Below are 14808 nucleotides of genomic sequence, written 5' to 3' on the forward strand. Positions count from 1 at the left end.
GATCGTTCAATGAAGCATTGCTGGTAGGGGGCCTTTGACACAGCGAACCCATGAACCTGATTTGTCTCATTCGCACCGGAATTTCACTCCGAGAAGCTCTCCGAATCAGGCTAATTCAATGCCTATAGATCGCTTGAATTAGAGTCCTCGGGTGTGTCCACCGAACCCGCCTACCGAGCCACTGCCGCCGAGATCGCAGTCGATCTCATCACCGCCATCCACAACGGGCACTACCAGCCGGGAGACAAACTCCCCTCCCAAACCGAGCTCATGACCACATACGGCGTCGCCATGGCTACCGCAGCCGCGGCCCTCCGCAAGCTTCGCGACCATGGACTGACCACCACCCAACCCGGCAGAGGCGTTTACCTCACCACTGCACTGCTGCACACCGCATCGCCTCGAACGGCCACCACCGCCGAAGAGCTGGGTACCCGCGCCCACGACGAGGGCAGCCACCCGGACAGCAGCGAATCCAATGGATCTCAACGCTGGAAACAGCGCTATACCGACATCGCGACCCTGTACCACGCCGCCGACCGTCTCACCGCACTCGCCGAACAGGCCGAAACCTTAACGGCCACAACCGATGATGGAAGCCCCTTAGGCGGGCTACACCCGACGGTCCTGAAGACGCTGGCTCACACCCTCACCACCGCCGCGCATCACATCATCAACCACGGCCCCACCTCCGCGACTCATACCACCATCACTGCCGCGCATCGCATACTCACCCAAGACGGACGACGGTAGAACCAAGGGGTTCGAGTCCTCCTCGCGCCGACCGTCCGGGATATGCGGCCGCGTCCTCGGCCAGAAACTCGATCATTCCGTTCAGATCCCCCTGACTTCGGGTGACAGATCCGGGTGAGCCGGCGAGATGTTCGGGATGTCCTGACCCGCCACCGGCCCGCGATGCGGAATGGAGTCGATGATCGAACGGGCACCCTGACGCAACAGGTCGGAGCCGACGAAGAAGCCGAGCGCTCGGGGATCCTCGGGCACCCCCCAATGATGGGAGTCGAGCCATCTCGAACCGTCGAGCTCGAATACCTTGCCGTGCAACGACAGCCGCCCGGCCGCGTCGATGGTGCATATGCCGGCGATGGGTGAATTGCAGTGCCCTTGCAGGGCATGCAGCAAGGCACGCTCGGCTTCCGCCTGTCGGCGAGTGTGCAGATCGTCGAGCCCGCCGCCCAGCCCGAGCAGCTCACTATCGTCGGCCCGGCAGACCAGGGCGATGATCCCCGCGCCGATCGGTGGACACATGAGACCGATCGGCAGTGTTTCGGTGATCCGGTGTTGCTGCTCGACGCGGTGCAACCCGGATACCGCCGCGATCAGTACGTCGACTTGCCCCTCGTCCAGGCGCGCCAGCCGAGTATTGACGTTGCCGCGCAACGGTTTCACCCGCAGATGCGGGTAGTGCAGGCGAAGCTGGGCGGTGCGCCGCACGGAACTGGTGCCGACCACGCTTCCTTCCGGCATGTCCGCCAGCGGTATACCGGTGCGGGTGATCACCGCGTCATGGACATCCTCGCGGGGTGGGTAGGCTGCGAAGGCCAGCCCAGCGGGAAGCGGGATATCACCGGGTATGTCCTTGAGGCAATGCACCGCCAGATCGGCCCGTCCGTCCAGTAATGCGTCGTCGATCTCCTTCACAAACGCGCCCTTGCCACCCAGCCGGGACAGATCGCCCATCCAGCGGTCCCCGGCAGAAGTGACCTTGACCAGTTCCGTAGCGACATCGGCGTCGATGTCGGCGAGCCCGCCGGCGACCCGCTCGGCCTGGACAAGGGCCATCGGGCTGGATCGGGTGGCGATTCGAACGATGCGCGACTTCGACATGATCCGCTCCCTAAGGCGCAGCGCGCCGTAGGTCATGACCGACCACGGTGGTCACGGCCGCCTCCCGAGGCCGACCACGAGGTGCCGCGGGAAGCCTTCCGGTCCCCGCCTGATCTCCCCCTCCGGCGCTGGGAGAGGCCACGGGTCACGCAGGAAGAGTCTGCGTACGGACTCGGCGACCGTCGCCTGGCCGAGCCGCCAGCCGACACAGTTGTGGTGGCCGAAGCCGAAATGCATCTGGAGGATATGGGCGGGCCGATCGAGGCGGAAGGCGGCCGGTTCGGATACCTGGTCCTCATCGGACATCGCCGATTCGATAGAGGTGAGCACCAGTGCGCCCGCGGGGATCAACGTCTCCCGTGGTGTGCCGCCCGCAAGAACGTAGTCGCTCACGCACTTTCGCGACAGCATCTTGAAGAAGGGATTGAGCCGCAGCGCCTCCCACACGTACGGGTCGAATCGATCCGCGTCTTCCGCGAGATCGCGCAACGGCAGCTCCGGATGGCGAAGCAATTCCTCCACCAGATGCGTCGCGGAACCCATCCCGTTCTCCACGTAGCCCAGCAGGATGCCGGCCAGGTTGATCGAGATCCGCTCGTCGTCCATGTCCAGCCCGGCACCGATATTGCTGTTCAGCAATCTGGTGAGCAGATCACGGTGCGGGACGGTGATCCCGGCCCGCCGCTGCGCCACCAGATCTCGCATACAGCCCATCATTTCCCCGCCGGCGTGTTCGGTCTCCTTCCGCATCTCGGGGTCGTTGGCGAAATTGGTCACCATATCGATCAGAATGGGCCGCACCCAATGCGATAGGTCGTTCGGGTCGGCTCCCCGAAAACCCAGATACTCCATGCATATTCGGATGATCACCTTCCGGACCAGACCCCCGGCGGCATCGATGCGGCCGGTGGGCATCGCCTCGTCCAGGGCCTCGTCCGCGTAACGACCGGCCACCTCACGCAGCCGGGGCACGTCCTCGGGGGCGAGCATGACCTGCAGCAGCGACCGCTCCCGCCAGTTGATGACATCCCCGTCGGTGGCCAGAATGTGCCGGCCCCCCAGCGCGGTGCACAGGGCCGGGTCGTAGCGGGAGTTGAAGACCATCTCCCGTGAGAGCACCTCGGTCACGTCGGCGAATTTGGTCACCAGCGTGAAGGCGGGAGTCACCAGGATCGGGCGATGCTCGCGGAGTTCGGCGAACAAGCCCTGCGAATCGGTCACGAACCATTTCTGTAGAAGTTGCAGCTGATCGGTTGCGGTGGCCGCGTCATACCGATCCAAGTAGCTTTCCGAAATTGCCTCGTTCGCCGCCATGGGATCGACCTCCATTGTTGTATCCGTGGGTGTTGTGGTCAGTCGGGTTTCAGGGGAGGTGACGCGGGGAGAATGCGAAAGCCGCATCAGGGACCGCGACCCCGTAACTGCGCAATTGTTGAGCTCTGGTGAATACGGCCGCACCCTCGAGCAGATTCCGGGCTATCTGAACGACGGAACGGTTGGCCGGATCGGCCAGGAAACCTGCCTCGGTCCACTGATTGAAGGCACCCATGGCCGGCCCGCACCAAATCTGGTAATCACCACGGCGTGCGCCCACCCCCTGGATCGCCCATCGGCTCGACATGCCCAGATACCAGCGAAAGACCAGGGCCATTCGATGATGCTCGTCCCGTTCGGCTCGGGTTACCTGTGCGGGCTCGCGCGCCTGCCAGAACGTGCGGGTGCCGGCCCAGATGTCGTCGAACGATGCCCGGAACCACTCCTTCTCGATCTTGACGCGAACCGGCTCGGGCACGGTCGCCCACGACGTATGGCTCGAATAGATCTGATAGAGCCGCTCGGCGCGAAAGGGAAACAAGGTGCCGCGACGCAGTACCTGCAGTCTCACCCCCAGCTCGAACATGTCCGCCGCAGGCGCCATGGCCACGTCGGCCGCACCCGCGCCGGCAAGCAGCTGCTTACCGTCGGTGGACAGCCCGGACTCGACTGCGGCCTGATTGATGGAACCGGTCAGCACGTACGCGGCGCCGAGGGAGAAGGCCGCAGCCACCGACCCGGGCGTACCGAGCCCACCCGCGGCGCCCACCCGAATCGGCCGATCGTATCCGTAGTGGCGAATCATCTTGTCGCGCAACATGAGTACGGCCGGAAGCATCGCGGTCAGCGGGCGGTTGTCGGTATGGCCACCGCTGTCGGCCTCCACCGTGATGTCCTCGGCAACCGGAACCCGCGCGGCCAGCTCCGCCTCCTGCGCGGTGAGCTCACCTCGATCGACCAACTCCCGCAACAGTTCCCCGGGTGCGGGAGCCATGAAATGAGCGGCCACTTCAGGCCGCGACACTTTGGCGAAGACACTGCGCCGACGGTGGATTCTGCCCTGGGCATCGCAGGTCAGCCCGCTCGCTGCGACCCGCACCACCGCGGGGGTGAGTTCCATGTACGCCGAGAGGGAGACCGCCGGGACCCGCCGGGCCAGCAGTATGTCGGCCACTGCCGCTTCGGTGTCCGGCTCGGCGGGCGAGTGAATGAGATTCACCCCCCAGTTGGAACGTTCGGGCAGCGCCGCTCCCAGTTCCGCGACAGCCTCGGCCACGCGCGCGGGCGCGAGGCCCGCGGCGCCGAAGAAACCCATCATGTCCGCCCGTGCCATGGCGATGACCAAGGACGTGGTGGCGATCCCGTTGGCCATTTCGCCTGAGACGTAAGGAAAGCGGGCTCCGTGCGTCTCACCGAAGGTCCGGTCGCCCAGCCATTCCGGATACAACGGCGGCAGTAGCCCCACGACCCGGTACGAACCTGCTCCGGATGCGGTGATCGTGCCGCCGACTCCTACACCGGTGTTCGCCCCACCGCCGGCCGCCAGCAGGTACAGCGGCTCACGAATGCGCGCGGCGAGTCCGGCGATCCCGGTCCCGTCGAACACCGGCGACATTTCGCCCGGGCACCACGTGAGCGTGATACCGGCGGGCCAATCCATTCGGGGCAGCACTTCGGTGTTCATGCACGCGGCCTTCGCTGTCGGGCGTCCGGACAGAATATGTCCGAGAACAATTCTCGGCCGACAATATCGCCTCTTCTATGAGAAGAAGGTCGTGGTCCGTGATCCATGGGATGGAATACGAAAGTTGCAGCTCACACGTATTGACCGGCTCCTCGGACGGTGTTCACACTTGTTGCGTTGCATGGTTGTCACGGCGATGGCGCTCATATTCGATAAACAATGGATCGCGCGTTCAGGAAGGAGGCGTAGGCGCATGAATTTACTCGATAATTCTCGCGACGTACTTCAGAGCAGGACCCGGCAGTCGACAACAGATCGGGTCGCCGAAGAAGGAATGGTGAAATGAAAGCCCGCAGCATCGCCACCGACGGCGCAGCCAACCGGCTGAGGTATCTGGCCCTGACGAACGGTCGAGCGGTGTGGGATCTTGCCCAGCGCGTCGCACCCGTGCGGGAAGGCCTCAATACCTACCTGATCGATCACGCGATCCGCGAAATGCCGCCCCGGCCCGAGCCGTTGAGCACCATGGCCCCGTACACCTCCTGGTCCTCACTGAACGACCGCACCTACAGCGGGCGACATCTGCCGCCGATCGACGACGCCGAGACCGGCAGACCCTCGGTCAAGGCGACCGAAAGCCTGTTCACCCGCACCGGTCCGATGATTCCGTGCCGGCGCTCGACAGTGATGCTGGCGTATTTCGCCCAGTGGTTCACCGATGGTTTTCTGCGCAGCGACAGCCACGTCCCGCCGGATCCCCGCAAGAACTCCTCCAACCACAGCATCGACCTCAACCAGCTCTACGGGCTCAACGACCAGGCCACCGCCCAGCTGCGTGCCTTCGAGGGCGGCCGACTCAAGAGCCAATTCATCAACAGCGGCGAATTCCCGCCCTACCTTTGTGAACAGGGGAAGATCAAGGCGGAGTTCTCGGCACTCGGGGTAGTCCATTGGAGCGAGCTCACCAAAGCCCAGCGTGACACCCTGTTCGCTACCGGCAGCGACCGCGGCAACAGTCAGATCGGCTTCACCATGCTTACGGTGCTGTTCCTGCGCGAGCACAATCGACTGGCGCGGTTGATGGCCGAGGAGCATCCCGACTGGGATGACGAACGGCTGTTCCAAACGAGCCGTAACACCCTCATCGTGGTGCTGCTCAAGCTCGTGCTCGAGGAGTACATCAACCACATCACGCCTTACCACTTCCAGTTCAAACTGACCCCGCAGCTGAGCCGCAACGTCGCCGACTCACCCTGGCAGCGGCAGAACTGGGCGTCGGTGGAGTTCAATCTCGTCTATCGCTGGCACAGCCTTATTCCCTCCATCCTCGATGTCGGCGGGCGCGAAATACCTGTCACACAAACCCTCTACGCCGGTCAGCTACTGCCCAAGGTCGGTCTGGGCAGGACATTCGAAGATGCCTCACGGCAGACGGCAGGACAGATCGGCCTGTTCAATACCGATGCTTCGCTCGTACCCACCGACCTCGCCAGCATCGTCCGATCCCGTCAGCTGAAACTCGCGCCGTACAACGCCTATCGCCGGCACCTGCGGATGCGCCCGATCCACGACTTCCGGCAGCTTTCCAGTGATCCGAAGGTGAGCAACGCGATTCGAGATCTGTACAAGAGCGTGGACGACATCGACCTCTACGTCGGGCTCTTCGCCGAAGAGCGCGGATCGGGCGTGGCCATCCTGGGGCCACTCCTCACCAAGATCATCGCGATCGACGCGTTCTCGCAGGCGCTGACCAATCCGCTGGTGGCGCCGCGCATCTTCAACACCGCGACATTCTCCGAACTCGGCATGGAGGTCATCGCTACCACCCGGACCCTGTCGGATGTACTGCACCGCAATATGCCCGAGGACCCCCAGCCCCGGCTGGTGACCATGAGCCGCCAGGACATTCGATGACCACAACCGACAAAGCCCGGAGCCTCACCGCCGACGCCGCGACCCTCGAAGACTGCGCCACCCGGCTCGAGGAACTCGGTACCCGCTTGCACGGGGCCACTGGAGTCTCCTCCCAGTTCTATGCGTTCATGACCACCTACGCTGCCCGGTGCCGTACTGCGGCAAAGGAACTCGGGCAGATCGCTGCCCTGCTCGAAGGTAAGACCACAGCCGGGGCAGCATGGCCGCTGCCCACACCACCCGGCATACAGACGCTCCGGCAGCTCTCGCAGCTCGCCATCAATCGTCTTCCCATCCCGGGCCGACCGTCGTCTACCGCCTACGTCCCGCCCGATACAGACGAACATTGATCAAAGGCCGAGCGAGCCCCCGAATCCGTGCCGAGATTCGGGGGCTCGCTCGGTCATGCACGCTGCCGATAATGTTGCGCTGCAGCCGATGATGTCGCGCTGCGGCGTGTACTGCCGGGCCCGGGCCGACGTCATTGTCGAACCCGGGCCCGTGCCGGGCGCCGTTGCCCGGTGACCGTGCTACTGCCGCTCCGCTCGACCGCATCGATGTCCGGTCGAGCCGGAGCGCGCTCAGACGGATTGCCTCCGACGCACGATCACGCTGTGGCCCGATACCTCGGCCTGCACGAGAAATGGCTCGCCGGAGCGGTTTTCGATACGCGCCGATCGCATATCGGCGGCGGGCAGCACCTCGCTGGGATGAACGCCGGCGCGCTGAGCGACATGGTCACGGACCGCGACCTCGACAAGTCGTCGCAACCCATCGCAGCCGGGCGGCAGGCGGTAGACGTCTGCGATCGTCTCGGGGAACCAGTCCAGACTCTCGAGATCCCCGAGGTCCAGGTGTGCCGTGTCGCCGTCGAAGGTCGACAGCCCGAATCCCGGGATGTGGCGGCGATCGCGCAGAAACGCTCTCCTGTCGTCGGGCGCGGATCGGGCCAGTGGCCCCATCGGCAGCAGCAACTCCACCAGCCGCAAGCAGATCAGCGGCCGGTCCTCCGACAAGATCCGGACATCGAACATGGGCAGCAGGTCGTTGTCTCGGTCGAATCCGGCGAATCGCGCATCCACCCGTAGCGTCCCGCTGTCGGGCAGCGGCCCATGGAAGTCCGCGGTCACCACCTTGTGCGGGAAGCCGACCCGGCCACGTTCGATCCGCTCGGACCACATCCATAAATCGGTATGCGGGATGACGTGGATCGCGGCGTCCAGCAATCCCTGATGAAGATGGCCGCGGGGAACGCTGCCCAGATCCGCGTTCAGTACACCGGACGCCCCCGACGGGCCTTCCTGAAGCTCGGCCAGATATTGAAACGCCGGCCCGTGAAAGACCCTCCCCCGCTCGTAGGGAAGCTCCACACTGCGGAGCGAGGTCATCGGGGGCAGCGGCGGCGGCAGCGGCGGCGGGCCGCCCACCAGTGCCGTTCCCGTCGCGACCGTTTCCTCGTCGGTGGATCCTGCACGGCGGCAACGGAGTTCGACCTGTAACCGATCGACGTCATCGGGTGAGGCGGCCACCGTTGCGCTCAACCGCACCGGCCGGTCGACCACTACCCATCGATGAACCCGGACATCACGCAATCCGGCCACCGGCCTGCCGCCGTACTCGGCTGCCGCCCGCGCGATCCGATCGAGGATCGACATCATGGGGAGTGCGGGGACTGTCCAGATCGGACGGTGATCCGCCAGCCAGGTATCGATCTCGGGATCGAGCACCTCCTCGATCGGAGCCGTCGCGTTCCCGGAACCCGCACCGGAGGCGACCCGCATACCGAGGTTGGTGGCGTGATAGATCCGGCGGCCGTCGACCCAGAGCCAGGCGTCCGCGATCGCGAACGGGCCTCGGTCATCGGTTCCGGTCTCGACGACCTCGAGTTCCACGGTGACGATGCCGTCATCAGGGACGACCTGACCCCGGAACTTCCAGGTCACGGGGCGTTCGTCCAGCCATGTCTCGAAGCAGGGCTCGGCCACCTGTGCCGTCATGCCCGCGTAGGTCAGGTAGCACTGCAGGAGTTGCAGCATGGCCTCCAGCCCGAGCGAGCCCGGCTGGACCGGGTCCTGAAAGAAATGGGCACGGAAGTACCAGTCGTCGGGACGTACCGTCTTCTCGGCGCGCAGCCTGCCCAACCCGGCTCGGCCGCCCTCGGGCCAATAGCCGGTGATGCGGTCCAGCATCGACAGCATCGAGCCGGCAGGCCGGGGCAGACCGGTGGGCAGACCGGTGAGATCGACGGCTGTCGGCTGCATCAACCGGGCCGTATCTCCCTCGGACGGTGGCAGCCCCGGTTGCCCGGCGAAGGCCTCCGGCGGGAAGAACCCGAAGACGCAGTGCAGCGCGGCGACCGGACGGTCGTCGGCGAACACGCGGACCTCGAAGGAGTCGATGATCATCTCTTCGGTCCGGGAGAGATCGACCAGTTCGATCTCGGTCCGCAGCACTCGGGTGGCCGACGTGATCTTCCCGTCCAGAGTCCCGTGCCCGTCGAGGTTGCGGAACAACAGTTCGGCCGCGCCGGGCGGAAGATCAGCGGTGTAGAGCGACAGCCAGCCGCACGGCTGCAGCGCGACCTCCAGCAGCACGCAGAACGGCATCGAGCCGGCACCGTTCGCCGTCCAGAACCACGCGACCGGGGGAACGTCGTACTCGGCGATCATCCTGGTGCCGATCGCCCGTTCGCCCGGTGCGCAGGTGAGATCGGTGATCCGGGACATGAAGTGGTAGGGCGGTCCGGGCAGTCTGGCGTGCCGGGTGCCTTCGTTCAGGTGGGCGAGCCTCCCGCCCATCATCTCGGCGGGGCGACCCCAGGCGCACGCCAGCAGTGACGCGTATCCGAGTGCGACACCGTCGATCACGGCGACGTTCCCGGCCTCCTCGTATCCGAGCAGCCCTCCCAGCCCAGACACCGGAACGAGTACACCGGTGTCCTGCACCGCGGGGGTACCGAGGTGACGCCAGTGATCGAGTGGCCAGTCCGGGACGAGCCGCAAGGCCAGGCCGCCGACGTGAAACGCCTTGACTCCATCGACACTGACCAGCAGATCGGCGGTCACGGTGGGATGAGGATCCACCGTGACGTGACCGACGAAGACTTCGTAGACCAGATTCCGGCTGGCAGGAGTGGCCTGTCCTCGACAGCGCATACGGTAGCTCCGGTCCGGTACGATCTCGAATCGCCAGCCGTCCCGCTCGAGGGTGTGTCCCAGCGCGGTGAGGTAGAAGGCCATGGCCTGCAGACAGCCCTCCAGCATCAGCGTCCCCGGCATGCAGGGGTCGTTCTCGAAGTGCCCCTCGAAGAACCAACTGTCCGCCGTGATGGGCAGCTCCGCGCGGAGGTAGCCGCGGCCGTGCGGCCCGCCCTCCGGATCGAAGTCGGAGACTGTCCGGAACAGTCGCAATCCGGGCCGCATCAGCCTGGGAGTACGCACGTGGGCACCGGCTTTCGCCCACGACAGACCGAAACAATCCCCGAGCCGGCCTGCGGCGAACGCGGCCACGCGGTCGGGGCCGAACGTGCGAATCCCGGTACGGACGCCAGGCGGATCGGACAGCTCCGCCGATGCGGTGAGCTCGGCCGGAGTCCAGAGCACTCCCCGGGAATTGCGCAGCTCCTCGTCGGTGAAGAAGCCGGCCTGGCCGTTGCGGACACTGAGCCGCAACTCACCATCCACCCGGCAGTCGTAGTGGAAGAAGAACAGCCGCACCCCATCGGTGTCGGCATGGCCGTCGATGGTGATCTCGTAGGTGAGCGTTTCACCGGGCACGGGTGGATTGCCATGGAAGGTCGGCTCCATGCCGAGCAGCCGATAGACCCGTTCCTCGTCATTTCGCAGATCCACGCCGAGCCAGCTGATGAGCAGCAGGTCGGCCTGGCCGGCTTCGATCATGATTCCGCCGGGCATCCGGCCGGCCGGGTCCAGATACCAGGAGTCGAGCCGCACATCGGTTCGGGTCCATATGGTCCCCGTGCCCATCGAGCCCGGTATCGCATCGATCCGCACGACCCGATCAGCGAGGAGCATGGGCGGCGCAGGCATCCTGGTCTGCCGTCGATGCCCGTCCTGCGGTTCGAACATCGGCCCGAATACGGCAGAGACCGATCCGGTCGCGAGGAACTCCAACTGTTGCCTGTCGATGACAGCGCCGCTGAACCCCTTGTACAGCACCCCATTTCGCGGCTCGCATCGAAGCAGAGCAGTCGCCGCCACTCGATGAGCGAGGAACCGATGCTGGAAATCATGTTGCAGGGCAACGAAATCCCGATGGACCCGGCTGACGCACGCGTGGTGTGCACTCAGCGCCGCACCGAGCACCACGCCCGACCGGTCCGGCCTCGCATCGGTTCGCGGTCGCACCCCTTCGATGATCGATGAGGGCGCAGCCGCCGCAGGCTCGGGATGGATGGACAGCGCAATGGCCGGGGGATGTGCTGTGAAGCGCAGCAACCGATCCGACCCGTCTCGGGGTTCCGGACTACACGCCGTCAGCTGCGAGTAGAGGGCATCGACGTTCAGGTCCACTCCGGCGGCGATCAACTCCGCCACGCATCGGGCCAGCTGGTCCATCTCGTCCCGGCCGGTTCCGCCCAGTGCCACCGCGAGATACTCGCGGTCGCCGAGTGTCTGGCCGATCCATTCGGTGCACATGGCCCGCGGGCCGTGCTCGATGAAGATCCGGACGCCGTCCGCCCAGGCCCGCTCGACCGTGCCGGCGAAGTCCACACCGTTCAGGGCATGAGCGACGCTCGCATCGGCGGCCGCGTCGGCATCGGCGCTGAACCAGTCGCCGCGGCCGCAACTGTAGAAGCGGACGCCGGGCACCGGCGCGGTCGGGCGCAGATGCAGCGCGCGCCACTCGTCGTGCACCTCCGACAGCACCGACGCGTGCACTGCCAGCTCATAGTCCAGCGGGAGCGCGTAGTCGGGATCGAGCCGGGCCAGCACCCGATCGCAGGCGGCCGGTTCGCCACCGATGGTGCAGGAGACGGGTGAGTTGACCGCCATGAGATAGACCGCCGGCTCGTCCTGCAGAGCTTGTCTCACCTGCTCGGGCCCCACGGCGACCAGATACGCGACCCATCGCGTACCGGTGATGCCCGCACGCCGCCATACCCGGCGTACCGCCTCGAACTCTCCGGCGAGTTCTCTTGTGAACAAAGGAGATTCCCGAAAATCGCGGATCAGATCCATCAGGTCGGGCCACGCTCCCAGCGCAGTGAGCGCCGCGCTCTCCCCCGACGAATAGCCCAGGGCCGCATGTGGTGCGACACCCATAACGTCACGCGTGATATGCGTGTGGAGATGACTCAGGTAGGTCGCCCCGCAGATCCGTAGTACCGCATCGCTGGGCCGCGCATTCCCGTCGTACAGCCAGGAGATCGCCTCGGGCAGCGACGGGCAGCGAGCAATCAGGTCACCTACCGCGTGCGGAAATGCGAGGGTGAGTTCTCGCCCCATACCCGGGTAGGCGGCGGCGCCACCGGTATAGACGAACGCGATCTCGCCCGAGAGGGGCTGCTCACGGAATACCGCCCAGTCCGGCTGTGGCGTCTCCCCGCGCAACCAGTGACCCGCCCGCTGTCGCCGATCGACGAGCCGATCCGGATTCTCGGCGAGAATGACCAGCCGAGCAGGGCCTGCACTCGACCGACGGCCTTGCTCGAGAGCGGCGATGACATCGGCTCGATCGGCGCCGGAGAACACAAACGGTCGTAGAGCGGGCCGTTGCAGCCAGCCCGATACCTCCCCGACCCGCACACTCGTCCGGATGGGCGCGGCCGCGATCGGGCCCGTCGTCACCTCCACAGCAGCACCCGCAAGCCACGGCTGAGCCGGAGCACCGGCAAATGGCCGGGCCCGATGGTGTAGCGCTTGCACCGCCGCGGCCACCGACACCAGCCCCTGCGCGGCATGCGCCGAGCCGAACACAGCCCCGATCTGCGACCCCAGCACCAGCCCGGCTCCCTGCGACTCGTCCGGATCCAGGATCGCCAGCACCGGCTCGCCATCACGACGAGCGAGATCGAGGTTCTTCAGCGCGATCACCACGGCGGCGTCGCCGGGCTCGCGATCCAGCCCCAACGCGGCGGTGGCCGCGCGATGCACCGGCTCATCGGAAAGGTCGACAGCCCCGACCAGGGCAGCATCTGCCTCACCGGCTCCGATGGCCCGCGCAGCCAACTGCAGTGCGACCTGTCCGGATGCCTCCTCGGCGGACACCGCGACGCTGGGACCCTGCAGATCCAACTGCCGGCTGATCCGATTCGCCACCACATTGGCCAGACAGCCGAGCACACCGGCAGCACTGAGCGCCGGTGCGACCGAGTCCGCCGATTCGGGGGCGATACCCGGCAATCCAGCCAGCACCCGCCAACGCAGGATGTAGCGGGAAACCTCTGGGTCACAACCCATCCCGATCAATACCAAGGTCCGATCGCGGGGCAGACGGATGCCACCGGCGGCCTCCCGAGCGGCCTCCAGGATCAGCAACTGCTGGGCCTGGGCGGCGCCGAGGTCCGCAGGTGGGAATCGCAGCCCGTCGAGTTGCATCTCGACGGTCTGCCTGGCGGCCGATGGTGCGATACCGGTCAGGAGGGATTCGGTGAAATCGGCAGTGTCGCGGCCGTCGCCGACCCGGGCGCCGAGCGCGACCACCGCCACCTGCCTCCGCGACTTTCGTACCGGCGTTTCAGCTCCACGGGGACGCGCCGGCGTGCGGGCGGTCAGGTCATCGGGACCGTGCGCCCATGAGTCGACGATCAGGTGTGCGTTGTTTCCCCCGAATCCGAACGCGCTCACCGCGGCCCGGCGCGCACCGTTCCAGGGTTCGTTGCTCCGCACGACCCGCAGCGGCGTTCCATCCAGTGCGGACAGTGGCCGTTCCACTCCCGGGGTCAGCGGCCGGACGCCGGCCTGCATCGCGCCCAGTACTTTCAGCAGACCTGCGGCCCCTGCCACCGTGATCAGATGACCGAAGTTCGCTTTCGAGGAGCCCACCGGCAGATCCGCCGACGCCGTGAAGACGCGAGCCGTGCTGCGGATTTCGGCCCGATCCCCGATCGCCGTTCCGGTGGCATGGCACTCCAGCAGCGATACCGTCTCCGGGCCGAATCCTGCTGCGGCATAAGCCGATCGCATCACCCGATCCTGTCCCGATTCGTCGGGAGCCAGCAATCCGTTCCCGCGTCCGTCGTTTCCGAGCCCGACTCCGCGGATCACTCCGAGGATCGGAAGATCTCGATCGACGGCGTCCTGCAGGCGCATCAATGCCACCAGTGCGGCGCCCTCGGCGGGTATCAGCCCATCCGCGTCCCGATCGAACGGCCGCGACCTGCCGGTGGGGCTCAGAGCCCCCAGCGCGGTGAAACCTGTTTGGAGGAACAAAGCATCGGCGCTGTTCACCGCACCGGCAAGCATGAGATCGGCGCGGCCGTCGTGCAGGCGATCACAGGCGAGCTTCACCGCATAGATCGACGAGGCGCATGCCGCATCGAGTGCAAACGCGCCGGCTCCCAAGTCGAGTGCGCGGGCAAGGACATGCGCGGTCAGACCGGGCCAGAACCGGCTGCGCGGGTCGAGCGCGGATCCATCGCGGAGCCAGATGCTTTCGGCGTAGCGCGCCATGGTCGTGCTGGGGAGCGCAAGGTGTCCGAGCACCATGCCCCGCCGGTCATGTTCCAGCGGCACGTCTCCCGCCTCGCGCAAGGCCTGCCGCGCCGCTTCCAGGACCCAGCGGACGGCCGGATCGAAGGCGTGTAAATCCTTGGGCTGCAACGCGAAACCGGTCGGATCGAAGATTTCGTCGAAACCGGTGACATAGCCACCGATGTCATGCCAGGCGAAATCGGAGCCCGGCGTCGACATCGCGGACGGCGGCACTCGCCACCGGCCGTCCGGGATGTGGGCCAGGCTCGTCCGCCCCGAGATCACCAACTCCCACAGCTCGGACGAACACAGCGCGCCGGGCAGGACACAACCACGCCCGACGATCGCGACGGCGGGAAAGGAAGGCATCCTCGACCTCCAGAGGAATGGATG

7 protein-coding genes are annotated in these 14808 nt (G+C 66.0%); 3 read left to right on the forward strand and 4 right to left on the reverse strand.

From position 1 onward, the window contains the following. The first annotated feature begins 153 nt into the window (after positions 1–153). Positions 154–753, forward strand: coding sequence for a GntR family transcriptional regulator (locus tag ACIP5Y_RS24800; protein ID WP_400353173.1), 600 nt, complete (start codon positions 154–156; stop codon positions 751–753). Between the two features lie 81 nt (positions 754–834). Here ACIP5Y_RS24800 and hemC read toward each other — a convergent pair whose 3' ends face one another. The 3 genes from hemC to ACIP5Y_RS24815 are packed head-to-tail and all read right to left on the reverse strand — an operon-like array spanning position 835 to position 4846. Beyond that, a complete protein-coding gene (gene hemC / locus ACIP5Y_RS24805) occupies positions 835–1848 on the reverse strand; it encodes a hydroxymethylbilane synthase (RefSeq protein WP_400353175.1) in 1014 nt (337 codons plus the stop codon). 51 nt (positions 1849–1899) lie between these two features. After that, complete coding sequence (locus tag ACIP5Y_RS24810) at positions 1900–3177, reverse strand: cytochrome P450 (RefSeq protein WP_400353177.1); 1278 nt, start codon at positions 3175–3177, stop codon at positions 1900–1902. 34 nt (positions 3178–3211) lie between these two features. Then, positions 3212–4846 carry a PfaD family polyunsaturated fatty acid/polyketide biosynthesis protein gene (locus tag ACIP5Y_RS24815; RefSeq protein WP_400353179.1) on the reverse strand — a complete coding sequence of 545 codons (1635 nt, stop codon included), beginning with the start codon at positions 4844–4846 and terminating at the stop codon, positions 3212–3214. Between the two features lie 342 nt (positions 4847–5188). Between ACIP5Y_RS24815 and ACIP5Y_RS24820 the strand changes: the two genes are divergently transcribed. Both ACIP5Y_RS24820 and ACIP5Y_RS24825 read left to right on the forward strand, forming a co-directional pair. Then, a complete protein-coding gene (locus tag ACIP5Y_RS24820; protein WP_400353180.1) occupies positions 5189–6760 on the forward strand; it encodes a peroxidase family protein in 1572 nt (523 codons plus the stop codon). Beyond that, entirely contained in the window at positions 6757–7110 is a 354-nt protein-coding gene (locus ACIP5Y_RS24825) for a hypothetical protein (RefSeq protein WP_400353181.1), read from the forward strand. Before ACIP5Y_RS24820 ends, ACIP5Y_RS24825 begins: the two co-directional genes overlap by 4 nt. 231 nt (positions 7111–7341) lie before the next feature. Here ACIP5Y_RS24825 and ACIP5Y_RS24830 read toward each other — a convergent pair whose 3' ends face one another. Beyond that, the gene (locus ACIP5Y_RS24830; RefSeq protein ID WP_400353182.1) at positions 7342–14784 is read right to left on the reverse strand and encodes a beta-ketoacyl synthase N-terminal-like domain-containing protein; all 7443 of its coding nucleotides are present in this window, start codon (positions 14782–14784) and stop codon (positions 7342–7344) included. Positions 14785–14808: the final 24 nt, after the last annotated feature.

The sequence above is a fragment of the Nocardia sp. NPDC088792 genome, from assembly GCF_044750615.1.
Classification (GTDB): Bacteria; Actinomycetota; Actinomycetes; order Mycobacteriales; family Mycobacteriaceae; genus Nocardia.

Coding starts and splice junctions, on each gene's coding strand:
- ACIP5Y_RS24830 (WP_400353182.1), bottom strand. CDS start 14,784: ATGCCTTCCTTTCCCGCCGTCGCGATCGTCGGGCGTGGTTGTGTCCTG.
- ACIP5Y_RS24810 (WP_400353177.1), bottom strand. CDS start 3,177: ATGGAGGTCGATCCCATGGCGGCGAACGAGGCAATTTCGGAAAGCTAC.
- ACIP5Y_RS24825 (WP_400353181.1), top strand. CDS start 6,757: ATGACCACAACCGACAAAGCCCGGAGCCTCACCGCCGACGCCGCGACC.
- ACIP5Y_RS24815 (WP_400353179.1), bottom strand. CDS start 4,846: ATGAACACCGAAGTGCTGCCCCGAATGGATTGGCCCGCCGGTATCACG.
- ACIP5Y_RS24820 (WP_400353180.1), top strand. CDS start 5,189: ATGAAAGCCCGCAGCATCGCCACCGACGGCGCAGCCAACCGGCTGAGG.
- hemC (WP_400353175.1), bottom strand. CDS start 1,848: ATGTCGAAGTCGCGCATCGTTCGAATCGCCACCCGATCCAGCCCGATG.